Source organism: Streptomyces griseorubiginosus (genome assembly GCF_017614965.1).
In the GTDB taxonomy this organism is placed as follows: Bacteria; Actinomycetota; Actinomycetes; order Streptomycetales; family Streptomycetaceae; genus Streptomyces; species Streptomyces griseorubiginosus_B.
The window spans coordinates 1-20,528 of the sequence record NZ_WVUG01000152.1 but is presented as its reverse complement, the minus strand read 5'-3'; the positions used below and the strand labels follow the sequence as shown (position 1 = coordinate 20,528).

Sequence of the window (20,528 nt, the reverse complement as noted above, 5' to 3'; positions counted from 1 at the left end):
GCCCACCCTCATCCCCGGCCACCTGCCCCCGGACGTCCATGTGGTCCTGCACTCCGAGAACGGCATCCTGGGCACAGGCCCGTACCCGACCGAAGCCGAGGTCGACCCCGACCTGATCAACGCGGGCAAGGAGACCGTCACGGTGCTGCCCGGGGCCTCCTTCTTCGACTCCGCCCTGTCCTTCGGCATGATCCGGGGCGGCCACATCGACACCGCCGTGCTCGGCGCGATGCAGGTCTCCGCCGCAGGCGACCTGGCCAACTGGATGATCCCGGGCAAGATGGTCAAGGGCATGGGCGGCGCGATGGACCTCGTCCACGGCGCCCGCCGCGTCATCGTCCTGATGGAACACACCGCCAAGGACGGCAGCCCGAAGATCCTCACCGAATGCACCCTGCCGCTCACCGGCGAACGGTGCGTCCACCGCATCATCACCGACCTCGGCGTCCTCGACGTCACACCCGAGGGCCTCGCTCTCGTGGAATGCGCGCCGGATGTCACCGCCGAGGACATCGCCGCCCGCACGGATGCACCTCTGATCCGGAAGCCGTGAACGTGGACGCGTCGGGCGGGTAGGGACCACGATTACTGCCCGCCCGACGTTCCGCGTCCTGTTCTCACCCCCCTGTCGCTGTTCTTCGGTCAGGGCGCGGGCCACCAGGGCACTGCCCGCCCGATCGTGGTGGGTCAGTATCTCGGTTTCGCCGCCATCCTCGCCGTCGCGGTAGCCGCAGCGTTCGGCGTGACGTTCCAGCCCGAGGCGGCCATCCCGTACCTGGGCCTGCTGCCCTCGCGCTCGGCCTGAAGGCGGCCTGGCGGACATGGCGGCACCGCGACGACGGGGGCGGGGAGCAGCAGACGATCGAAGGCGGTCCCAAGACGCTGGAGGTCGCAGGCGTCACCTATGCCAACGCTGGTAACGACATCGGGGATTACGTCCGCGTGTTCGCCACGGCCGGCGCGGGCGAGATGAGCGTTCACGCCGTCGCCGTCCTGATCCTGGTGGTCCTGTGGTGTTCGAGGACCGCTTCCTCGCCACCCGCCCGGTCACCGGAAGCACTCGGCGACGTGGGGGACCGGCTCGGCTTCTTCGGAGTCCACGGCGGCCCACATCATGGCGATGGAGTACCCGTCTCTGGGCCGTCGCGCGCTGTAAGGGCCGTGGTGAACATGGGCTCGTCGGCTGGTCAGGTCCTCATCGCGGCGCCCCTGCAAAGACGCACCGGAGCCACATGGTTTCGGTTGACCTTCCTGCGGGCCGCGAACATCGCTCGCTGCCGCATGGCGACGACGTACTCGCTGGAGTACCTCAAGAACACCCTGCACCTGCCAAGCACGACCGGCTTCACCCCGGTACCGGTGGCCAATCCGATCGGCGGCAGCCCGACGCCCTTCGTGGCGGCCTTCCTGCTGGACCGGACAGGCTCGCCCTGGGGTATCGCCGGGCTGCCGGGGGAGTAGGGCCTGGGAGCATGCGTCAAGGAAATCCACGAGGTGGATGTCCGTTATAGGTGAGAAAAATGAGTCAAGGGGTAGGCGCGAGGTGCATTCTGACCCATAGTCATGCAAGCCCCGATACCACCTTTCCTGGCACGGCCACGGCGGTACCCCACTGCGCGCCTTGGTGACCGCCTTCGTGGAGACCTCGCATGCCTGGATTCGCTCCGCCGCCCGTACCCTCCGACGATCTCATCGTGCAGAGCACCGAGCCCGTGCCTGAAGCCGGGAGCCGTGTGCGCGTGACGCTCCTGATGGTCGGCAGCTGTCTGACCATCCTCGGCGCGGTCCTGCTCGCGCCGATGCTGTCGAAGCTGCAGGAGAGGTTCGGTACGGCACCCGACGCGGACGCGCTGGTCCCGATGATCCTCACGGTCCCCGCGCTCACGCTCGCCCTCTTCGCTCCCCTCGCGGGCGTCATGATCGACCGCTTCGGGCGCAAACGCCTGTTGGTGGTCGCGACGCTTCTGTACGCGGCGTTCGGCACCGCCCCCCTGTGGCTGGACTCGCTTCATGCCGTGGTGGCCAGCCGAGCCCTGCTCGGTGTCACGGAGGCATTCATCATGACCGCCTGCACGACGATGATCGGCGATTACTACCAGGGCCGAAGGCGCGACCAGTACCTGGCCCTGCAGACCGTGTGTGCCACTGTCTCGGCCACCGCCTTCATCATCCTCGGCGGCGCCATGGGTTCCTCGGACTGGCGTGCCCCGTTCCGGCTCTACGCCGTCGGGCTGCTCCTTGCCCCCGCGATGGCTGCGTTCCTGCCCAAGTCCGGGTCGAAGGCCGTCAGATCAAATGGTGCGGTGGGGGAGGCGCTCGACGTTGCGCGGCGGCCGACCTCGCCCCTCCGGCTGGCGGGCGTCTGCGTGCTCTCTGTTTTCGGCGGCATCGTGTTCTATACCGTCCCGGTGGAAACGGCGTATCTGATGAATGGCCTCGGCATAGAGTCAAGCGGCCTCATCGGCATGGTCACGGCGATCGCAAGCGCGGGTACCGTCTGCGGGAGTGTCATCTTCGCCTCCATGATCGGCAGGCCGGAGCGCAGGCTGCCCGGGATCTTCGCCTTGTGCGGGGCGGGGTTTGTAATGATCGGCTTGGCCCACAACGTGGCGGTCCTGATCTTCGGCACCTTCCTCAACTGCATCGGCACCGGTTTCTTGTTGCCCTCACTGCTCACCTGGGCGACCTCAAAGCTGGAGTACGCCAACCGTGGCCGCGTCACCGGCTTGTGGATCGCGTCGTTCTTCCTCGGCGAGTTCCTCTGCCCGTTCACCCTGATGGCGATGGAGTCCGCCACCGGACTTCGCACCACCGCCGTGAGCAGTCTCGGCTTCGCCTCGGCGGTCGTAGCGATCGGACTGCTGCCTCTCCTGCGACGGAGGCCGACTTCACAGGAGGCCGCCGCTCGGGTGTGACTCGACAGCCGAGTTGGGGGCCGGCAGTGGGTCGCCCCGGCCACGGTCCGGGTCGGTGCGCGCGCCGACACCGTATCTCTGCCCGTGGCCTCCACCCCACGGAGGCCAGGCGACCGCATCCATCGAGGCTGCCAGGCTCCGGCAGCACGAACCGAACGGGCAGCGAGGTCGTCGGCACCATTTCACGGCCCAAACGCGGAGAGCGGTGATCGTGAAGGCAACGAGCTGTTGTGGACCTGCCGGTTGTGGATGTGAATGGCCGCACGGCGGCGATGCCGAGCGGGTGGGGGATGAGGGTCTGCCGCCGTCGGCGCGAGCGCCGTCAGCGGGCCTTCCGGTCGCTGCGCACCGACTCGACCGGCAGGCCCAGCCGTCGGCCGATGACCGCGGCGATGTCACGCACCTGGTCTCCCTCGTCGCCCACGGCGTGCCAGGAGGTGCCGGCTTCCGTCCACGACCGGGGCACGGGCGGGTTCGCCGGCTTACTGACCGACATCGCACGCCGGACCGGAGTGTCCGGCTACTCGGGCAACGGCACACAGCGCTGGCCGGCCGTGCACGCGCTCGACGCGGCAGTCCTCTTCCGGCTCGCGCTGGAACAGGCGGACGGCCGTAGTCCGGACCCGCGCGAGGCCAGGCCCAGGACCGCCGTGACGGCACGGCCACGACCACCGACCCGCCCGTCGGTCGGCAGCGGGTCGGCCTCGGTGGAGGCACGGCCCGGCACAAGGGGCGTACCCGAGCAGGTGACCGATGCCTGTCCGCCCGACGCCGGTGCTGGCGTGCCCTGTTCACCTCGTGTGGCGTGACCTTCTCGCGGAGTAGGTCACAAAAGCATCACTACCTTCACTGGTCTCTCACATCGAGTGAAATCGGAACGGTAGTTTCACCCCACACACAACGTTACTTGGGGGACCCGTGAGCTATTACCCGCCTCAACCGCCCATGCCGCCGCAGCCGGGACCGCAGCCTGGACGCATTGCACCGAAGTGGGCGCGGAAGCGGTTCGTGCTACCCGCGCTCGGTTTCGCTTTCCTCCTAGGCATAGGCGCCGGCGCCGGTGACTCCAACACCACGAAGACGGCGGCGGCCGACCAAGTTCGCCCCACTGTCACAGCCACAGTGACCGCAACGGCTACTGCTACGGCGACTGCCAAGCCGGAGCCGGCGCCCACGGTGACCAAGACAGTCAAGGTGAAGGTGACCGTCACCGCGCATGCGGCTGCCGCTGGTTCGGGTTCGACCTCGGGCGGGTCGTCGTCCGGGGGCGGCTCCACCTCGTCGGGTGGATCGTCCTCTGCCGGGAACGGGGCGACGGCGCTGTGCAACGACGGGACGTACTCGTACGCAGCCCACCATCAGGGGGCATGTTCGCATCACGGCGGTGTGGCAATCTTCTACCACTGACCAGTGCTCTTCGTCGGTTGCACAGGTGATGGGCCCCAACGTCGCGCGAGGCCGTGAGGTCGGGCCTATGTCATTCCCCCCTCCCGACTCGGGGCCTAATAGTGTTCTGCGCCATGGATCCGTCGGCAGAGGCGGGCGAGGGAGTCGAGGACTTCTTCGGCGGTCTCGGTCCGGGAGTCTTGTGGGTTCCGTAGTTGTCCACGATCAGGTGGATCTGCAGGTGGGCGGGCACCGTCTTGTCGATCCTGATCAGAAACCTCTTGAACTCCGCGGCCCGGTGCGGGCGGTACAGGGCCGTGATGACTTCAACGGTGGCGACATCGAACGCGGCGAAAAGGGTGGTCAGGCCGTTGCGGACAGAGTCATGGGTGCGCCGTTCGGGCATGCCCGGCATTATCTGCAGGACGGCTGGGACCGGCGCTTCCACCTGATCGACGCTGATGGTGGGCGGCCGGCCCGGCCTCGGCTCGTCCGCCAGCCCGTCCAGCCGCTGGGTGGGGAAGCGCCGCCGCCACTTGCGGACGGTGTCCGCGGTCATCCGCAACTCGCGGGCGACCGCGACGATCGGCGGTAGCTCCGGCCCCGCACAGGCCAGCACGATCCGCGCCTCGCAGGGCCAGGGCCTGGGCCGATGTCTGCCGACGCGTCCACCGCTCCAACTGCGCCCGTTCCTCAGCAGACAGATGCAGCGGCTCCAGCTTCGGGCCCCGACGAGGAACTGACGCACCAGCAGCTGAAGTCGTACCACCACTAACGATCAATAGCTCTGCTCCAACCCGTCGGTGTTCTGCGGCAGCAGCGTCAGGACGTTGGCGCTCGCCTGGCCCGGGAGGGCCACGACGAGGGCCGGCTCGCCCAGGACGGCGGCGAGCGCCGCCCTGCGGCGTGCGGGGTGCAGCGGGTTGGGCACGTGGGCTCTTACGGGTAGTTGGTCAGGTTGGCCACGTTGGTGGTGGAGTTGGACGGGCCTCCGGTGTTGTTGACGACGTGGCTGATGGTGCCGGTGCCGCCGAGGGAGACCGTCACCATGCTGGTGAAGCGGACCCCGGAGGTGTTCGGCGCCTCGATGGCGCGGGCGGCGACGACGGAGGGGTTGACGTTGAAGTAGCAGTAGCTGCCGAGACCGTAGGCCTGGTGGCTGGTGACGGTGGAGGCGACCTTGTAGGCGGCGTAACCCTGCGTCGAGCCGTTCATCCAGGCGGACTGGTTGGGCGGGTCGTACGGCATCTCGTTCTGGAAGAAGTACGTGCGGCCGCCGTTGCCGTTCCAGACCGTCTGGTACTTCTGGAAGTGCTCGACGAAAAGGCCGTACATGGTGACGTCGTCACCGTTGACGATCAGTCCGGTGTCCGCGGTATTGCTGGTCCAGCCGACGCCGCTGCCGTGGTCGGCGCGCCAGATCCACATGTGGTCGCCGATGACGTTGTCGCTGTTGACGACGAGGCTGGTGGTGGCCTTGCCGACGCCCGCACCGCCGACGCGGAAGTAGACGTCGTGCAGCGAGGTCGGGTCGGCCGCGTGGGAGGCGGCGGAGCCGGCCGGCCCGACTTCCAGCAGGGAGGGCGAGTTGGTGGTGCCCGCGTCGAACAGCAGACCCGCTATCTTCACGCCGTCGACGTCGGCGACCTTCATCGCGGTGACGCCGTTGTCGGGCACGAACGTGGCGAGGCCCAGACCGAGGACGACGGTGTCGGCGCGCGTGACCTGAAGGGTCTGGTCGAGGTGGTAGACGCCCGGGGTGACCAGGAGGTTCTTGCCCGCGGCGAGGGCGGAGTTGATCTGCGACGCGGTCGCGCCCGGCTTCACTGTGTAGAAGCTGTCCAGAGAGAGCGAGGTGCCTGAGGCGCCGCTGGACCAACTGGTGCCGGAGGAGTTGGTCCGCACGGACGGCACGAACACCTGGTAGGTGCCGGACCCGTCGACGTACAGGAACGGCTTCTCGCGGGTGACCGGGCTCTGGGCGACCGTGGTATAGGGCGGCTTGGGGAAGCTGGTGGCGGGGACGCCCGTGCTGCCGGCGAACACCATGTTCCAGTTGGAGCCGGTCCAGCTGCCCAGCTGGGAGTTACGGGTCAGCCACTGCTGCTGGCTGCCCGAGTTGACCTGACCGTCGATCTTGCTGTCGGCGAGGTAGCCGCCACTGGACCAACCGCCGTCGTCCAGCGCGAGGTTGCCACGCAGATGCATACGCCGGTACGGCGCCGCCTGCGAGACTGCCCAACGGTCGCCGCCGCCCGTCGGGTTGACCGACAGGTTCTCCGCGCCGCGCCAGAAGTTCTGGGTGGCGTTGCCCTGGAACCAGTCGGCCTCGGCGTGCACCGCGCCGTTCACCGTCACCGCGTCGGGTGACAGTCCGAGGCCCAGTACCTGGGTGTAGAAGCCGACGTTGACGTCCGCACTGTAGGCGCCGGGCTTGAACAGCACGGCGTAGCGCTGGGAGCCGAACTGGTTCGTCTCCTGCTGCTGGAAGATCGAGGTCAGCTTGTTCTGGATCGTCGAGGACGACATCGAGGGGTCGAAGACCGTGACGTTCGGGCCGAGATCGGGGTTGGTGCCCGACTGGGTCACGGGGACCACCTGGAAACGCTGGGCGGCGGTGCCGTTGCAGGTGAACTGCACGAACTGCACGCTGTCGGCGGTCGAGGCGCCCGGGTCGTCCAGGCACTTGCCGCTGTTGCGGTTGACGAAGTGGTAGGCGCCGCCGCCGTCGTCGACGGGCAGCCACTGCTGGTTGGCGCCGCCGCCGTACGTCCACAGGTGGACCTGAGCGCTGTCGGCGGTGGAGACGTCGGCCACGTCCACGACCTGATTGGTGTCGCCCGCGTTGTTGATGCGGACGTACCCGTCGCTGGTGGCGGTGAAGCTCCAGCGCTGCGCGGTGGTGCCGTTGCAGGAGTACTGCTGCACGACGGTGCCGTTGGCGGTGGCGGCCGCCTTGGCGTCGAGGCAGCGGCCGCTCGCGGCGTTCATGACGGTGGCGAAGCCGGTGGGCAGCGCGGTGGCCGCGGCCTGCGCGGGACTGCCGCCGAGCAGTGACGCGGCGGTCACGGCCACCACGGCGGCCGCGACAGATCTGCCGCGGCGTGGAAGGGAAGGCATGGTTTTCTCCTTGCCGGAGGCGGGGGTGTCAACTGGGTTGCTCTGGACAGGAGGTCAGCCGGTGTACTGCGAGAAGACGCGCGTGTAGTCCCAGTTGGACTGGCCGACCCCGGAGCAGCTGTCGGCACTTCCGCCGGTGCACGGGCGGTCGCGGTTGGCGGACCAGAACGTCAGGCGGGCCAGGTGGTGCTGCTGGGCGTAGGCCAGGATGGTCTGGAAGTCGTTGACTGTCACCGTCTCGTTGTTGTCGGTGATGCCGTTCATCGACGAGATGCCCATGTCCCGGTACGCCTGGTCGTCGCTGTAGCCGTAGGCGCTCTTGAGGGCGTTCTTCAGGCCTTCGGCGGCCTGCTTGGTCAGGTAGCCCATGTTCTGGCCGGCGCCGCCGAAGTCGAACGGCATGATGGCCCAGGCGTCGACGGAAAGGCCGGACGAGGCGGCCCGGTTGATGAGGCTGGTGTCGGGGCCGCTCTGGCCGGTTCCGATGGTGATGTACACCTTCAGACCGGCGTTGTTGGCCTTGACGGTCTTGAGCGCGTCGACGGTGCGCTGCTGGACGGTGGTGTTGCTGTAGGCGTCGGCCTCGATGTCGATGTCGATGGCCTTGAGGCCGTAGGCGTTGATGACCTTCTGGTAGGCGGCGGCGAGTTCGCCGGCGCTGGAGCAGGAGCTCTCCAGCTTGTTGCCGCTGTAGCCGCCGAAGGACGGGATGATGTCGCCGCCGTTGCCGCGCACGGTGTTGACGGTCTGCTGGTCGACGCCGCCGGTGAGCGGGCGGCTGCCGTCCCACTGCGGGTTGCAGTAGCCGTTGCTGAGGACGAACGCCAGGGTGAACCACTTCACGCCCGTGGCGTGGGTGATCGTGGTCGGGCTCGGCGGGTCGCCCCAGCCGTTGTAGAGGTACGGCGCCACGGCCATCGGGGCGGACGGGGTGGAGCCGCCGGAGGAGGGCGCGGTCCACTTCTGGTTGGCCGCGCCGGTGCAGCTCCAGATCTGGGCCCGGGTGCCGTTGGCCGAGGAGTTGCCGGTGGCGTCCATGCACTTGTCGGCCTGCGGGTTGACGATGTCGTGCGCGGCGGTGACCGTCCACTTCTGATTCGCGCCGCCCGTACAGCTCCACAGCTGGAGCTGAGCGCCGTCGGCGGTCGAATTGCCGGTCACGTCAAGGCACTTGCCGAGGGCCCTGATGGTGCCGTCGCTGCCGACGGTCCACTGCTGGGCGGCGGTGCCGTTGCAGTCGTAGAGCTGGACGGCGGTGCCGTCCGCGGAGTTGGCGCCCGCGACGTCGAGGCACTTGCCGGCCAGGCCGGTGATCGTGCCGGTGGCGGCCTGCGCGGGGGAGGCGGAGAGCAGGCCGGTGGAGAGGGTGAGAGCGGTGACCGCCAATGCGGCGGATGCGGGGAGAGATTTCGGTCTGGCCACGGCGAACGGCCTTTCGTGGGGGTGGAGAGCTCGGGGCCGCGTTCATCATGTGAACGGACGAGTGCAAGTACGGAGGTGGTGTCGCCCGGTGAAACTAAAGGTATGGACCACTTTCGTCAAGGTGTGAAGTAAGAGTTGAGGGAAGGGAGTTGAGCGGGTCCGCCGGGTGGTCCCACCGGCCTCGGCCGGCAGCGTCGACGTTGCTCTGGGCCACCACTAGGGCGAGGTCGCCGTCGGGCATCTCCCGCAGTCGTCGCGCACGGCGTCGACGACGCAGGGCCACAAGGGCGGGTCGCCGGCGCCGACGTGCAGCGGAGTCAGCACCCGGACCCGGTGTCCCGCGGCCGTCAGTTGTTCGGCCACGGGATGTCAGGTCCAGGGGCCCACAGACGGGCTGTGCACGAGAACGAAGATCGGCCGCCTACGACGATCCTGCCGTCTGCTGCGGCGATGCCGCGACCTTCCCGGCCGACAGCAGAACGCCGGTCCCGGCCGCCGTCGCCCGTGTCAGCCGCTGTGAGAGACGGTGAGCCCGTAGAACGCGACCCGCGCGCCTTTGGTGGTGCTGTCCGAGGACGACTGGTTGTACGAACCGGCCTTGAAGTACTGCTTGTAGGAGAAGAAGGACGACGGGATCGGGTAGTGGGTGGTGCTGCCGTTGACCGTCAGGTCGATGGTGTTTCCACCGGAGACGGCGATCGTGTACGTCCAGGTCTTGCCGATCGGGACATGCCCGACGGTGTGCGGAGTCTGGCCGCCGGAGGGGGAGTTCTCGGTGCCGAGGACGATGTCGCCGTTCGAGTGGTAGTAGAGCTCCAGCAGGGGCTTGGTGGATGATCCGCCGCTGCCGAGGTGAATCTGCCCGACGCACACGTTCTTCGTCACCGACACGACCCGCAGCGTGGCGTTCAGCTTGTGACTTCCGGCCAGCGACCAGTCGGCGGCGCTGCCGCTGCGGTTCATCTCTCGAAGCTCGGAGCGGGCGTAGTTGGAGTTGGGGGTCGTGACGCCCTTCTCCGGGGCCCAGAAGGTCATCGCGCCGTCGCGCTGGTCCGTGTAGAAGTACGAGTCCTGGTAACCGTTCGCGCCCTGAAGGCGGGAGGACGGAATGGTGGTCGGTGAGCCGGGCGAGCCGACGGGCTCCTGGAGCTGCCACACGGACAGGTCGAAGTTGCCGCCAGGCGCCTTGCCCGGGTCCGCGGCGGTGGCGTTGCCGACGCTCATCACCGCGAGGACGCCGACGACGGCCGTGACGTCGGCGCCGGCCAGGACTTTCGAACGGATCATGGCGTGCCCTGCTTTCTGGAGTGGGGGTGAGCAGGTTCCCGAGCGTGTTCCCGGAGCTCGGAGTCCGGCATTCGTCATGTTCATATGGATGAACGAACTGCTTCTACGTGAACCGGAAGGTGTGGCAGAACCTAAAGGTCTGCACCAGTGCCGTCAAGAGATGAAGACGGAAGAAGGAGGAAGAAGCATGACCGACAGCAACGTGTCAGTACGAAGTCGCAACCCTCGTCCAGCAGCCGCGCGGCGCGCCCGGCGTTCTGGATCCGGGCGAGCCCGTCCAAGCACACGCCCTTCCGGGGCAGATCGGCGAAGACGCTGAGCAACGTGCGCCGAGCGACGGTCCACCCGGCACCCGGTCCCTTTGGTGGCCGGTGCGCGTCGGGTCGGGGTCCGGCTCGTCCTCTTGGATGTCGTCCGACAGTGTCGGCATGGCAATTCGGCCTATTCCACGTCGGCCAGGATGGCGCTATTTCGACGTCTCTTCAGGTCTGTGCATTTTCCTCGTGAGCCGGGCGGTGGATTCTCGCTGACCTGCACTCGCGGGTCAAGGAAATGCTTCAAAAGCCTGTGAGAGATTTACAGGTGGATGTCAAGGCTCTGCCGCGGACGCCTGGATGATGACGGGGCGTGGCCAGTGGACCGCCGCTCGGAGTCGTCGTGGGGTTCGGCCAGATGTCGTCCAGGGCGACTTGGCCGCCGGGGCCGGTTCGGAGAAGCTGAACGCACGCTTTCGTGAGAGCAGAAGGAGGCAGCCATGCAAGCCCCGTGGATCACCGAGCCTGAGGAGGGCGTATTCGTCTTCGACACCGTCGTCCTGCGCGAGGGGGTGTTCACCGAGGAGCTGATGGAAGCCGTCATCGACGAGACGCTCCGCGACTACCTGCGCCAGCCGGGCTTCGTCTCCGCGCGCTACTACGAGGGTGTCGAGAAGGACACGTTCGTCACCCGGTTGCACTGGGCCGACGAGGAACGGTGGCGCTCTTGCCAGGAGGCCGTCGGCCGGTCCGGCACCGCCCTGGAGGAACGCATCGGACAGCTGAAGGGCGCGGGCCACACGGTGTTCGTAGGAGAACAGGTCGCGGGATTCGCCGGTCCCGACGCAGACGAGAAGCCGGGTTACTCCGTCGTGACGACCCGTCATGTGGCGGACCGGGAGGGAGCGTTCGGCGTCCATCGGGCGCTGATGAAGACCGCCGAGTGGAAACACAGCTGTGCGGGTCTGATCGCCGCGACCCCCTACATCTCACTGGACGGCAGGTCGTTCCTCAACAACCCCACCTGGGTCGACCAGGAGGCGTTCGACTCGTACGTCGCCCAGCCCGGCCTCGCGAGCGGCATCGCGGATGCCGCCGCGCACGAAGTGGCACCGCGCACAGAGACGTTCTGCCGCTTCCTCCAGGAGGTCGGCGCCGGGGGCGAGTGAACCCGCGCCGGCCCGCTCAGCGGCGGTCGGCCTCCAGGTCGTAACGGCGCTGGGCCTCCGCGATGTCCTCGGCGTACCGACCGATGCAGTCGATCAGCTTTCGTGTGTGGGCGGCGATACCGCGCCCGATGGGGGTCAGTTCGTAGGAGACCCGGGGCGGCAGCGTCGGCTCGACCGTACGGGCGATGAGTCCGTCGCGGGTGAGCAGGCGCAGGTTCTGGGACAGCATCTTCTCGCTGATGCCACTAATTCGGTCGCGCAGCACGTGAAAACGGAGCGGAGGCCCGTCCAGGGCGGTCAGGATGAGAACACCCCACCGGCTGGCCACATGGTCCAGCACGGGTCGGCCGGTGCAGTCGGTGTTAAATGCGTCACCCTGACCGTCCGGGTCCGTGCGGTCTGCCTCAGAAACTACGTTCACATCCGGAGCTTACCCAAAGGGAAGCCCTTAAGAAAACGAGCACGGGATGGTTACTCTCGGCGCCATGGAGAAGATCAGCGTGGATATCTGGTCCGACATCATCTGCCTTTGGTGTCCCATCGGGAAAACGCAGTTCGACGCGGCACTCGCCGCATTCCCCAACCGCGACTCCGTGATCGTCCGGCACCACAGCTTCCAGCTCGATCCCGCGATGCCACAGCTCAGCTCCACCCCACTGTTCGAGCGCGCCGCCCAGGACATGGGAACGACGCCCGCGAACGCGGCCCGGGTGCTCGGCCAGGTGGCCGCCATCGCCGCCCGGGTCGGGCTGGAGTACCGGCTGGAGTCCGTCAAGGTCGCCAACTCCTTCGACGCCCACCGCCTGGTGCACCTCGCCACCGACCACGGTCGCACCGAGGAGGTCAGAGGGCGGCTGATGCGCGCCTTCACCACCGAGGGCGCGGTGATCTCGGACCGGAACACCCTGGTCCGGCTGGCGGAGGAGGCGGGGCTGGACCCGCAGGAGGCCGCAGCGGTCCTGGACGGCGACAAGTACGCCGACGCCGTGCGGGCCGATCAGGAACTGGCGCACAGGCTCGGAGTGACCGGCGTACCGACCTACATCGTCGACGGGTCGTACATCACCTCCGGTTCGAAGGACCCCGAGGAACTGAGCCGGATGCTCGACCAGGCGTGGCGGAAGAAGAACGCCTGAACCATCGGTCCCTCTGTCCGGCCTCGGGCCGCGCGCCCGGGCCGCACGAACCCCTTCTCCCCGGATGCAGGAGGTTCCATGGATCTCAACACCGCGCTCGCCGTGCCCGACGTGCGGCGAGCCGACAGCACATCGGTCGTCGCCAGCCAGTGGTACCTACCGGACCGGCCGCACGTTTTAGGCGAACTGCGGAAGATCGCCGCCCGCTGGCAGGCCGGTCCGCTGCCCGAGGGCCTGCTCTCGCTCAGCTGCTGGCTCAGCGACACCGACGACACGGCCCTGACCTGGGCCCAGTTCTCGGATCTGGAGCGCTTCCGCCGTACGGCCGACCGTTCCGACGACATCCCTCTGTCCGTCGTGCGGGGCGTCGAATACCAACTGGCCCGCAGCGTCGTACTGGACGACGAGAAACGCGAGCCGGGCTGTGTGGTGATCGCCGTGTTCGACGTCGACGGCGCAGAACGGCAGCGGCGGACCGTGGAAACCGTCGCAGACGCCCTGGAGAGGGGACGGGAGAGCCTGCCCGGCATGCTCTCGGCGAACTTCCACGCCAGCGCCGACGGAAGCCGTGTCCTCAACTACGCGGAATGGACCAGTGCCGAGGCCCATGCCGCGTTCATGGACAGCCCCGGAAGGGCCGATGTCTACCGTGCCTCCAGCAGTCTGCCGGGCGTGCGCCCCATCGGATACCGACGATACCGGCTCTACAGGAGCGTGCTCTGATGACCACCGTGTCTCCCGGCACCGCCCACCGGTGCCAGTTCCACCTCAACTCCTACCATTCCACGGTCTACTTCACGCCGTATCTGAACAAGTTCCTCGCCGAGCACGGGGTTTCGGACGACATGGCCGTCTACTTCGCCGGACGCGCCGCACCGCTGGGCGCCGTGGGGCCCGGCGTCATCACCGCGATCTTCAACGGCTTCGCGCACGGTCTGGTGGCGGAGCTGTTCCCCGGGCTCTGGCAGCAGGTCGCCCCGTCCGCCGTGCTCGAGGCCCGGCTGCGTGCGGTCGACGCGACACTGCGTCAGGTGCTGGACGAACGCGAGCTGGACTCGCCCGGCATGGTCCGGGCCGCCGAACTCGCCCTGCGCGCGGCGGAGGCATGTGAGCGCGCCGACCGTCCGCTGTTCGCGGCCAACGCCGACCTGCCGGTGCCCGACGAACCGCATCTGGCTTTCTGGCACGCCACGACGCTGCTGCGCGAGTACCGGGGCGGCGGTCACTTCTCCGTGCTGAGCGAGGCGGGACTCGCCGGACTGGACGGCCTGGTGTCGCACTGCGCAAGCCCGCAGGGCATGCCCCGGGAGTTCGTCATGACCAAGCGCGGCTGGACCATCGACGACTGGCAGGCGGCGGAGGAACGGCTGCGCGAGCGGGGTCTGATGGACAAAGCCGGTGCGCTGACCCCGAAGGGCCTGCGGCTGCGCGAGCAGGTGGAGGAGGCCACCGACCGTCTGGACCGAGCCCCGTACGCCCGCCTGGGAGAGCGCGACGCGTCGGAGCTGACCGAGCTGGCCCGGGGGTTCGTGGCCTCGGCGGCCGCGCTCTTCCCCCCGCCGCTGCTGGACACCTTCGTCGAACCGGACTGAGCCAACGGGCGCACGGCTGCCGCCCTCGGCCGCCCGGGGGCGGCTCACGGCGGGACCGCGCGCGACCCCCCTCTCCATCTCTTCTCCCTTTCCCGCTCACACCATGGAGGGCGGTATGCCCCAAGGAGACAGCATGAACCAGGAAGACGCCGCGCTGGCCGAATCGCCCGTCGGCCTGTGGGCCAGTGTGGCCGAGCGGGCAGTGATCGAGTACGCGGACGGGCTGCTGGCCGCGAAGGACTCCAACCGGACCCACGCGGGAGTGCTGAACAAGCTCTCCGAGAACGAAGGCGGCCTGACCCGCGACGAACTGCGGGTCGAGCTGACCGGATACATCGACCCGGGCACCGTCGATCCGGCCGCCGACGATCTGGTGCGCCGCGGCTGGGCCGAGGAGGCGGACGGCGGGCGGCTTCGCATCACCACCGACGGGACGAAGGCCAGGACGGAACTGCTGGACATCCTCATCGGCTCCCGGGAGCACATCCACCGGGGCATCTCGGACGAGGAGTACGTGGCCATGATCAAGGTGCTGCGCCGTTTCATCATCAACTGCGGTGGCGAACACCTGCTGCCGCAGTAAGGCGGAACACGGCGAGGAGCCCTGCACTCCCGCTGCGGACAGCGCGCTGCCCGGACACATGGCACTCGCCATGTGTCCGGCTGACCGGTCAGCAGGACAGGGCTCGTCGACGGCGCCGGCGACGGCGGCCGTTCCCGCATCGTCGAAGTGCAGGTGGTCACCGGGGTCATAGCCGGCCCGGATGCGCTGCGGGTCGGCCGAGTCGCGCACGGCGCCGTCGGCCACCGCGTCGAAGGCGCCGCCACTGCGGATGAACGCATTGACTCGCCGCCGTACCGCCTCGCGGACCGCGGTGAAGGCGGGGTGGCCGCCGCAGGGGAGAGGAGTCATTGATGCCCTCCAGAAGGAGCACGACCCGCACCCCGGCCCGGTCCAGCGCGTCGATGTCCAGACGGGGGAGGGCGCTCGGCAGGCCGACGGTGACCGTGCCGAGCCTCACGGACCTGGTGCCGAACCGGTCGCTCAGCCAGAACGCCGACGCTGAGGGGGACGACGTCGCGGATCGCCGCGCCGGGCAGCGCGGCCGCAGTGCCGTAAGAGCTTGGAGCACGATCATGTGATCCCTTCCCAGTGGTTGTGTCGTGGTGAAGCGTGGGAGCGTGGCCCTGGATCGTGGGTGATGGGCTTGTGTTGGAAAGCGGGACTGAATGAGCGTGGTGTGGGCGGCGACGTCGCCGGAAACGGGATTGTTTGATCCGGTTGAGCGACGAACAGAGGTGAAGGATCTGTCAGATCGCTTCACTGACCTGCGTTCCTGTGGCCAGGGTTATGTCGAGGTTCGGTCGCCGAACAGGCAGTTCCCGGTGCTGACCCTGGCCTTCCGAGATGACCACGCGGTCGTCCACCTGATGAGTGACACCGAGCGGATGTCCCTGCTCGCAGGAGACGGCACCGCGCCCTCGGGTGCCGAGGTCGAAGTCCCGATCATGGACGACCTCGCCGCGTTCACGGGCGATTTTGTCCTGGATGTCGATCGGGCGTGGGACCTGGTGCACCTCTTCACGCAGACGCGGGCGGCCGGCCCTCTGGGTGAGTGGTGCGAGTTGTAGCCAAAGCAGGTGACGCGATCATGATCGGTGCTTCGTCGGGCGCCTCCAGCAGATGAGGCCGCAGCCCAATGAGACGAAGGCATCGGGAAGTTCGCTTCGGCGTTCCCATCGCACGGCGAGGCGTTTGAATGGGTGGAGCAGGGCGAAAGTCTGCTCGACGACGTAACGGAGCTTGCCCAGGCCCTCGATATCCGGGGCGCCCTTGCGGGAGATGACCGGCAGGATCCGACGCTTGAGCAGTCCTCGCGGTTGGGGTTGGAGCCGTAGCCCTTGCCCCCGAGCAGTGAATCTGGGCGGCGGCGTGGCCGAACGGGGCGCCCGGCCACGATGGGGATGCCCTGGACCAGGCCAGGGGCCACGACCAGGCAGCGTACCTCGTCGGGCTGCTGGCGTACTACGGGTTCAGCTGTTCGCGCTGTTGCTATCGGCGATCCCCGGTTCCGCCGTGAACGGCAATCCGCAGCTGCAGCAGTCGGTGCTGCGCGTTGACGAGGTTTTGATCGGGGATCAGATCGGCCACACCATCCACGCCACCACGGCCCTTGGACCGCAGTCGCGGTGGGCGTGTGCCTGACGACAGCCCTGTCCGGCGTGGACTCCTCGGCCGACGTTTTCGGAGCACACCTGGCGATCAGCGTCCGGATCTCCCGTCGCTGGGTCCGGTGTCCAACGCCGGTCTGCTGCTGCTGAGTTACACGATCTGTGAAATTCCGCATATGCCACGGCGCGGTAAGTCATCGAGAGATGAACAACCCGGCCTCTAGCAGGGGTCTCCGGTGACCGGCGCCCGCGCTCGGCCCTCCAAGCGGAGCGGAGGCTACCGAAGTTCACCCTGGCCTTGTTGACACTCTCCGGCGCAGGGTTCTTACGCTTAGGTGTCGATACCCGAACGACTGTCCAGTCACCGTTGGACATGCCGTGCGGCGGAGCCACCCCCCGTCGCAGGGTCGACGGGAGCGGTCGGAACGGCCCACCGATTCCCCGCTCGGCTCGGCTGGTCGGCGCCCGCGACCGACACCACCCGAGTACCGTGCTGGGCGGAGCGGTGGTGCCCGCCAGACAACGCTTCCCTTGGTTTGCCAGTCACACAGCGAAAGGCCAGCTGAGTCATGCGGGTGCTTGTAGTGGACGATGACGCCGCCTGCGCACGGTCCGTCGTCCAAGTGCTGAGGCGGAACGGCTTTGACGCGTGGAGCGTCGGGACGGGTGCAGCGGCATTGGCGCAACATCACAAAGCCGACCTGCTGTTACTCGATCTTGGACTGCCGGACCTCGACGGTCTGCAGGTCTGTGCGGACATACGCGCGACGGCGGACACTCCGATCATCGCGATCACAGAAAGCGGCACAGAGCTCGAACGCGTGCTGTGCCTGAAGTCCGGATGTGACGACTGCGTCAACAAGCCCTACGGCCTGCAGGAGTTGGTAGCCCGCGTGGAGGCGGTGCTGCGCCGGGCCCGTCTTGCGGTCCACACCCGGTGCATCGTCCACGGGCCACTGCGGATCGACGCAGCCCGGCGGGAGGCGTACCTCTCCGGAAACCTGCTGGCCCTGACTCGCAAGGAATTCGACTTGCTGCACGTGCTCGCCTCCCGTCCCGGCACGGTCTTCAGCCGGAAGGAACTGATGGCGCTGGTGTGGCACGACCGTTCGCCGGCCACCGGGCGGACCATCGACACGCATGTGAACAGCCTGCGTAAGAAGCTCGGTGCCAGCACCTGGATCCTCACCGTGCGGGGCGTCGGCTTCCGACTCGGGCGGGGGATGAGCGCCGCGGCCTGACCCGTGTCCGGCGACAGGACGGCACATGCCCGGTGACGCAGTCCGGCCGTCGCGCCCCTCCCATCTCGCAAGGGGCGCGACGGCTTCGGTGGATCACTGACCGTACGGCCGCTTCCGGCGCGCCTCCCGCAGGGCCTCGCCCCACCAGGAGAGCTGGTCCAGCATCGTCTTGGCGGCGGCCACGGCGGCCTCGGGCTCCTTCGGCGTGCCGTCCTCCTCGAACTTCTCCCAGGCGTTGTGGAAGCTGACCTGCTCGCGGATGGTGACGGCGTGCAGTTCGGCGAAGACCGGCCGCAGGTGCTCGGCCGCGCGCAGGCCGCCCGCCAGACCGCCGTACGACACCAGGCCCACGGGCTTGGCCCGCCACTGCGTGTAGTGCCAGTCGATCAGGGACTTCAGCGATGCCGGGTAGCTGTGGTTGTACTCCGGCGTCACCACGACGAAGGCGTCGGCGCTCTCCAGACGGGGCGTCACCTGGGCCAGTACCTCCGCGTCCGCGGCGGACGGGGACTGCGACAGCGCCACTGGCAGCGGGTGGTCGGCGAGGTCGATGTAGTCGACCTCGAGGTCGCCGCGCCGGCGGGCCTGGTCGGTGATCCAGCGCGCGACCGTGGGACCGAACCTGCCCTCCCGGACGCTGGCGCAGATGACGGCGAGGCGAAGAGGGGACGCGGACATGTGTCTCCTTCGGGGGTGATGTGGTGGGTGGTGGATGCGGCTGCCGGGTTCCTGGCGGTTCGGTACCGGGATCCGAGTCGGCTCCGGGACGGAAGGGGGTCTGCCGCGTCACCGTCCCCGGTCGGCTGTGCGTTCGGGGGCGGCGGTCGGCGCGTCCAGGGGTTCTCCGGCGGCGCCTGCGCCCGGCCCGTTGTGGCGCCCAGGTGGGCCGAGCCCGACGCGGTGGCGTGCCGGCCCTCCTATGCGCCGTGCGCCGGGCTGCCCGGCGGTGTCCGACGCCGGGCGCAGGTGAGGTATGCGCCGGCGATGAGGGCGGCCCCGGCCGCGATGACGAGGCACAGGGGCTGGATGCCGAGCGAGCCGACTGCGGGCTGGGTGACGACAGGGGCGGGGAATTGTCTGAGGAAGAGCGCGGTGGTACAAGCCCGAGCTGCCGCCCAGCGCGAAGGCGAGCATGCCGGTCACCAGGGCGCGCTTGCCTCCGATGCGCTCGGAGAAGGCGCTCGCGAACGGAGCGAACAGCACGATCGCCAGCGCGTGGGCACTGATGATCATCCTGGCCCGCAGATCGACGCCGGCCGTACGCGCGTGGGCGGAGCGTATGCCGGGTATCGCGGGCGACACCACTGCTCCGGCCATGATCGTGAGTGTGCCGGCGAGCACTGGTACGGCTGCCTGACCACCTCGCGTGCTCTGTCCGTTCACCTTCGGTTGGGGGCGCACCTCTCCGTCTCCTCAAGCGACTTGGGGTCGGTCGCGGTTTGTGCTCGCCACCGTAGAAGCTCAACCCAGGTTGAGGTCAATCGGTGCCGATCGGATCACGCCTCGGGGCGTCGTCCCCAGGCCGAGAACAGCAGCGCCGTGACGTCCCGCGCCTCGGTGCCAGCGCCGTGATGAACTCGGCACCCGGAGGGCAGCCGCCGCACAAAGCGCATGTCGGTGCGGTGCTGGCTGAAGGCCCGCAGGTAGGCCTGGACGACCGCGGGTCCGGCCAGGGTGGGCGCGTCCTCGCCGGGCAGGAAGCAGAAATCCTCCGCTGGGATCCAGCCGCCGGGTGCCAGCCGGCGCACCGCGCGCCTGAGAAGATCCCCCGCCGGTGCGGGGCGTGCCACTGAGTCGCGGTCGGCTCTCGGAGGCCCTGTCCGTCGGCGGGGTGTTGTACCCAGTGCTGTACGACAGGGGACTGGCCTCTCAGCCCACCTCCGTGTACGGCCGGTTGCGGGGGCCCGTCACCGCCGCGCCGACCGGTCTGTCGACGGGTTCCCGCGTGGTGAGGCGGCGGCGATGAGGCATTCCTCCAAGAACGCCAGGGCCCGCAGATGGTAGGCGCGGGCGGCCCAGCCCAGGCTGGCGTTGTGGCCGGCCCCCGGCAGCCGGTCGACACAGACCTTCGGGGCCGCGAGCAGACCGGTCAGCTCCGCCAGCGCCTCGTCGTCGTGCCGCCACCAGCGCTCGTACTCGGCGAAGGTGAACCGGACGGGGATCCGCACCCGCGGGGCGAGTTGCCTGAAGACCTCGGGCCAGAGCCGCACCTCACGCTCCTCCAGTTCCGGCATCGGGCCGACCAGGGTCGCGGCGAGCCGGAAGGTGTACTTCGGGTAGAGGCCCAGCGGACCCCAGTGCAGTGCGGCGGTGCGGCGCTCGTGCAGCGACCCGAGCCGTTCCGGGTCGACCGCGAACCGGTGGCCCAGACCGCAGATGTCGAGTCCGAGGAGGTCCGCGCCGTCGGCGGCCAGGGCGAGGGCGAGCTTGCCGCCGTAGGAGTGGGCCACGACGAACACGCCTGCCCCGACGGGATGGCGCAGGTCGAAGTCGGCCAGTGCCGCGCGGACGGTGGCGGACTGTTCCCGTAGCGTCTGCCCGCGCGGCAGGCGTGGGGCCGAGCGTCCGTAACCGGGGCGGTCCAGCGCCAGCACGGTGAAGCCCAGCCGGGTGCCGAGTGTGAGCAGCGACAGGCCCTGGTGGGCAGGCGCGTGGAAGTAGCCGGCCCGCATCCCTCCCCCGTGGAGGGCCACCACGGTCGCTCGGGGCGGGCCGTCCGTTGGCTGGCCGAGCAGGCCTGAGAGGGGGACACCGTCGGCGTCCAGCACGATCTCGCGCACCCCGGCAGGGGGCGCCTGTGGGGTCGGTGGGGGGTCGAGCACACCGCTCGGGGT

24 protein-coding genes and 2 pseudogenes are annotated in these 20,528 nt (G+C 68.7%); 15 read left to right on the top strand and 11 right to left on the bottom strand.

All coding sequences use genetic code 11. The features are described from left to right. From GRC12_RS25945 to GRC12_RS25935, 4 genes are all read left to right on the top strand, one after another. Positions 1-553: 3-oxoacid CoA-transferase subunit B (locus GRC12_RS25945; protein WP_208781765.1), on the top strand; the 553-nt coding region annotated here is incomplete at its 5' end. 126 nt (positions 554-679) lie between these two features. Continuing rightward, positions 680-805: a hypothetical protein gene (locus tag GRC12_RS46460; protein ID WP_280117518.1), complete on the top strand. Its 126-nt coding sequence runs from the start codon at positions 680-682 to the stop codon at positions 803-805. Positions 806-1,281: 476 nt separating this feature from the next. Further along, positions 1,282-1,461 carry a hypothetical protein gene (locus GRC12_RS25940; protein WP_208781764.1) on the top strand — a complete coding sequence of 60 codons (180 nt, stop codon included), beginning with the start codon at positions 1,282-1,284 and terminating at the stop codon, positions 1,459-1,461. A gap of 233 nt (positions 1,462-1,694) precedes the next feature. Then, positions 1,695-2,915: an MFS transporter gene (locus GRC12_RS25935; protein WP_308286634.1), complete on the top strand. Its 1,221-nt coding sequence runs from the start codon at positions 1,695-1,697 to the stop codon at positions 2,913-2,915. Positions 2,916-3,261: 346 nt separating this feature from the next. Here GRC12_RS25935 and GRC12_RS47125 read toward each other — a convergent pair. Continuing rightward, positions 3,262-3,357: pseudogene (locus tag GRC12_RS47125) on the bottom strand (3-beta hydroxysteroid dehydrogenase); the annotation flags it as partial. Here GRC12_RS47125 and GRC12_RS45770 point away from each other — a divergent pair. Beyond that, positions 3,356-3,526 (top strand): annotated as a pseudogene (locus GRC12_RS45770) (3-beta hydroxysteroid dehydrogenase); the annotation flags it as partial. The pseudogenes GRC12_RS47125 and GRC12_RS45770 sit on opposite strands and share 2 nt — an antisense overlap. A gap of 334 nt (positions 3,527-3,860) precedes the next feature. After that, positions 3,861-4,322, top strand: coding sequence for a DUF3761 domain-containing protein (locus tag GRC12_RS25925; RefSeq protein WP_208781767.1), 462 nt, complete (start codon positions 3,861-3,863; stop codon positions 4,320-4,322). Positions 4,323-4,392: 70 nt separating this feature from the next. Here the strand turns inward: GRC12_RS25925 and GRC12_RS25920 are convergent, their stop codons facing one another. The 6 genes from GRC12_RS25920 to GRC12_RS25895 all read right to left on the bottom strand — a co-directional run bounded on the left by GRC12_RS25920 (position 4,393) and on the right by GRC12_RS25895 (position 10,130). Further along, on the bottom strand, positions 4,393-5,073 hold the full coding sequence (locus tag GRC12_RS25920) for a helix-turn-helix domain-containing protein (protein WP_208781761.1): 681 nt from the start codon (positions 5,071-5,073) through the stop codon (positions 4,393-4,395). A 6-nt stretch (positions 5,074-5,079) separates the two neighbouring features. After that, complete coding sequence (locus tag GRC12_RS25915; RefSeq protein WP_208781768.1) at positions 5,080-5,232, bottom strand: hypothetical protein; 153 nt, start codon at positions 5,230-5,232, stop codon at positions 5,080-5,082. Between the two features lie 8 nt (positions 5,233-5,240). Further along, positions 5,241-7,421 (bottom strand): RICIN domain-containing protein, encoded by a 2,181-nt coding sequence (locus tag GRC12_RS25910; protein WP_208781760.1) that lies wholly within the window; start codon positions 7,419-7,421, stop codon positions 5,241-5,243. A 54-nt stretch (positions 7,422-7,475) separates the two neighbouring features. Then, entirely contained in the window at positions 7,476-8,843 is a 1,368-nt protein-coding gene (locus tag GRC12_RS25905; RefSeq protein ID WP_208781759.1) for a ricin-type beta-trefoil lectin domain protein, read from the bottom strand. A gap of 216 nt (positions 8,844-9,059) precedes the next feature. Continuing rightward, complete coding sequence (locus tag GRC12_RS25900) at positions 9,060-9,206, bottom strand: hypothetical protein (RefSeq protein ID WP_208781758.1); 147 nt, start codon at positions 9,204-9,206, stop codon at positions 9,060-9,062. Between the two features lie 144 nt (positions 9,207-9,350). Then, a complete protein-coding gene (locus GRC12_RS25895; protein WP_208781757.1) occupies positions 9,351-10,130 on the bottom strand; it encodes a polysaccharide lyase family 7 protein in 780 nt (259 codons plus the stop codon). 754 nt (positions 10,131-10,884) lie between these two features. Here GRC12_RS25895 and GRC12_RS25890 point away from each other — a divergent pair. Beyond that, positions 10,885-11,553: a hypothetical protein gene (locus tag GRC12_RS25890; protein ID WP_208781756.1), complete on the top strand. Its 669-nt coding sequence runs from the start codon at positions 10,885-10,887 to the stop codon at positions 11,551-11,553. Between the two features lie 16 nt (positions 11,554-11,569). On the opposite strand, the gene GRC12_RS25885 is transcribed toward GRC12_RS25890, so the two are convergent. Then, on the bottom strand, positions 11,570-11,893 hold the full coding sequence (locus tag GRC12_RS25885) for a winged helix-turn-helix transcriptional regulator (protein ID WP_308286633.1): 324 nt from the start codon (positions 11,891-11,893) through the stop codon (positions 11,570-11,572). A gap of 145 nt (positions 11,894-12,038) precedes the next feature. Here GRC12_RS25885 and GRC12_RS25880 point away from each other — a divergent pair, with 145 nt between their 5' ends. The 7 genes from GRC12_RS25880 (at position 12,039) to GRC12_RS25850 (ending at position 17,694) form a co-directional block, all read left to right on the top strand. Continuing rightward, positions 12,039-12,689 (top strand): DsbA family oxidoreductase, encoded by a 651-nt coding sequence (locus GRC12_RS25880; protein WP_208781755.1) that lies wholly within the window; start codon positions 12,039-12,041, stop codon positions 12,687-12,689. Positions 12,690-12,767: 78 nt separating this feature from the next. Continuing rightward, the gene (locus tag GRC12_RS25875) at positions 12,768-13,412 is read left to right on the top strand and encodes an antibiotic biosynthesis monooxygenase (protein WP_208781754.1); all 645 of its coding nucleotides are present in this window, start codon (positions 12,768-12,770) and stop codon (positions 13,410-13,412) included. After that, on the top strand, positions 13,412-14,281 hold the full coding sequence (locus tag GRC12_RS25870; RefSeq protein WP_208781753.1) for an SCO6745 family protein: 870 nt from the start codon (positions 13,412-13,414) through the stop codon (positions 14,279-14,281). Before GRC12_RS25875 ends, GRC12_RS25870 begins: the two co-directional genes overlap by 1 nt. Before the next feature lie 133 nt (positions 14,282-14,414). Then, positions 14,415-14,864 (top strand): MarR family winged helix-turn-helix transcriptional regulator, encoded by a 450-nt coding sequence (locus GRC12_RS25865; RefSeq protein WP_208781752.1) that lies wholly within the window; start codon positions 14,415-14,417, stop codon positions 14,862-14,864. A gap of 332 nt (positions 14,865-15,196) precedes the next feature. Next, entirely contained in the window at positions 15,197-15,424 is a 228-nt protein-coding gene (locus GRC12_RS25860; RefSeq protein ID WP_208781751.1) for a hypothetical protein, read from the top strand. 87 nt (positions 15,425-15,511) lie between these two features. Then, complete coding sequence (locus GRC12_RS25855; RefSeq protein ID WP_208781750.1) at positions 15,512-15,913, top strand: hypothetical protein; 402 nt, start codon at positions 15,512-15,514, stop codon at positions 15,911-15,913. A 1,124-nt stretch (positions 15,914-17,037) separates the two neighbouring features. Further along, the gene (locus GRC12_RS25850; RefSeq protein ID WP_308286632.1) at positions 17,038-17,694 is read left to right on the top strand and encodes a response regulator transcription factor; all 657 of its coding nucleotides are present in this window, start codon (positions 17,038-17,040) and stop codon (positions 17,692-17,694) included. A 93-nt stretch (positions 17,695-17,787) separates the two neighbouring features. Here the strand turns inward: GRC12_RS25850 and GRC12_RS25845 are convergent, their stop codons facing one another. Further along, positions 17,788-18,372: an NADPH-dependent FMN reductase gene (locus GRC12_RS25845; RefSeq protein ID WP_208781748.1), complete on the bottom strand. Its 585-nt coding sequence runs from the start codon at positions 18,370-18,372 to the stop codon at positions 17,788-17,790. 454 nt (positions 18,373-18,826) lie between these two features. Here GRC12_RS25845 and GRC12_RS25840 point away from each other — a divergent pair, with 454 nt between their 5' ends. Then, positions 18,827-19,051 carry a hypothetical protein gene (locus tag GRC12_RS25840; protein ID WP_208781747.1) on the top strand — a complete coding sequence of 75 codons (225 nt, stop codon included), beginning with the start codon at positions 18,827-18,829 and terminating at the stop codon, positions 19,049-19,051. A gap of 139 nt (positions 19,052-19,190) precedes the next feature. Here GRC12_RS25840 and GRC12_RS25835 read toward each other — a convergent pair whose 3' ends face one another. Further along, positions 19,191-19,484, bottom strand: coding sequence for a hypothetical protein (locus tag GRC12_RS25835; RefSeq protein WP_208781746.1), 294 nt, complete (start codon positions 19,482-19,484; stop codon positions 19,191-19,193). A gap of 117 nt (positions 19,485-19,601) precedes the next feature. Continuing rightward, the gene (locus tag GRC12_RS25830) at positions 19,602-20,516 is read right to left on the bottom strand and encodes an alpha/beta fold hydrolase (RefSeq protein WP_308286635.1); all 915 of its coding nucleotides are present in this window, start codon (positions 20,514-20,516) and stop codon (positions 19,602-19,604) included. Between the last annotated feature and the right edge of the window lie 12 nt (positions 20,517-20,528).

Coding starts and splice junctions, on each gene's coding strand:
- GRC12_RS25870 (WP_208781753.1), top strand. CDS start 13,412: ATGACCACCGTGTCTCCCGGCACCGCCCACCGGTGCCAGTTCCACCTC.
- GRC12_RS25895 (WP_208781757.1), bottom strand. CDS start 10,130: ATGATCCGTTCGAAAGTCCTGGCCGGCGCCGACGTCACGGCCGTCGTC.
- GRC12_RS25925 (WP_208781767.1), top strand. CDS start 3,861: ATGCCGCCGCAGCCGGGACCGCAGCCTGGACGCATTGCACCGAAGTGG.
- GRC12_RS25880 (WP_208781755.1), top strand. CDS start 12,039: ATGGAGAAGATCAGCGTGGATATCTGGTCCGACATCATCTGCCTTTGG.
- GRC12_RS25845 (WP_208781748.1), bottom strand. CDS start 18,372: ATGTCCGCGTCCCCTCTTCGCCTCGCCGTCATCTGCGCCAGCGTCCGG.
- GRC12_RS25865 (WP_208781752.1), top strand. CDS start 14,415: ATGAACCAGGAAGACGCCGCGCTGGCCGAATCGCCCGTCGGCCTGTGG.
- GRC12_RS25875 (WP_208781754.1), top strand. CDS start 12,768: ATGGATCTCAACACCGCGCTCGCCGTGCCCGACGTGCGGCGAGCCGAC.
- GRC12_RS25840 (WP_208781747.1), top strand. CDS start 18,827: ATGCCGGTCACCAGGGCGCGCTTGCCTCCGATGCGCTCGGAGAAGGCG.
- GRC12_RS25890 (WP_208781756.1), top strand. CDS start 10,885: ATGCAAGCCCCGTGGATCACCGAGCCTGAGGAGGGCGTATTCGTCTTC.
- GRC12_RS25860 (WP_208781751.1), top strand. CDS start 15,197: ATGCCCTCCAGAAGGAGCACGACCCGCACCCCGGCCCGGTCCAGCGCG.
- GRC12_RS25855 (WP_208781750.1), top strand. CDS start 15,512: ATGAGCGTGGTGTGGGCGGCGACGTCGCCGGAAACGGGATTGTTTGAT.
- GRC12_RS25910 (WP_208781760.1), bottom strand. CDS start 7,421: ATGCCTTCCCTTCCACGCCGCGGCAGATCTGTCGCGGCCGCCGTGGTG.
- GRC12_RS25940 (WP_208781764.1), top strand. CDS start 1,282: ATGGCGACGACGTACTCGCTGGAGTACCTCAAGAACACCCTGCACCTG.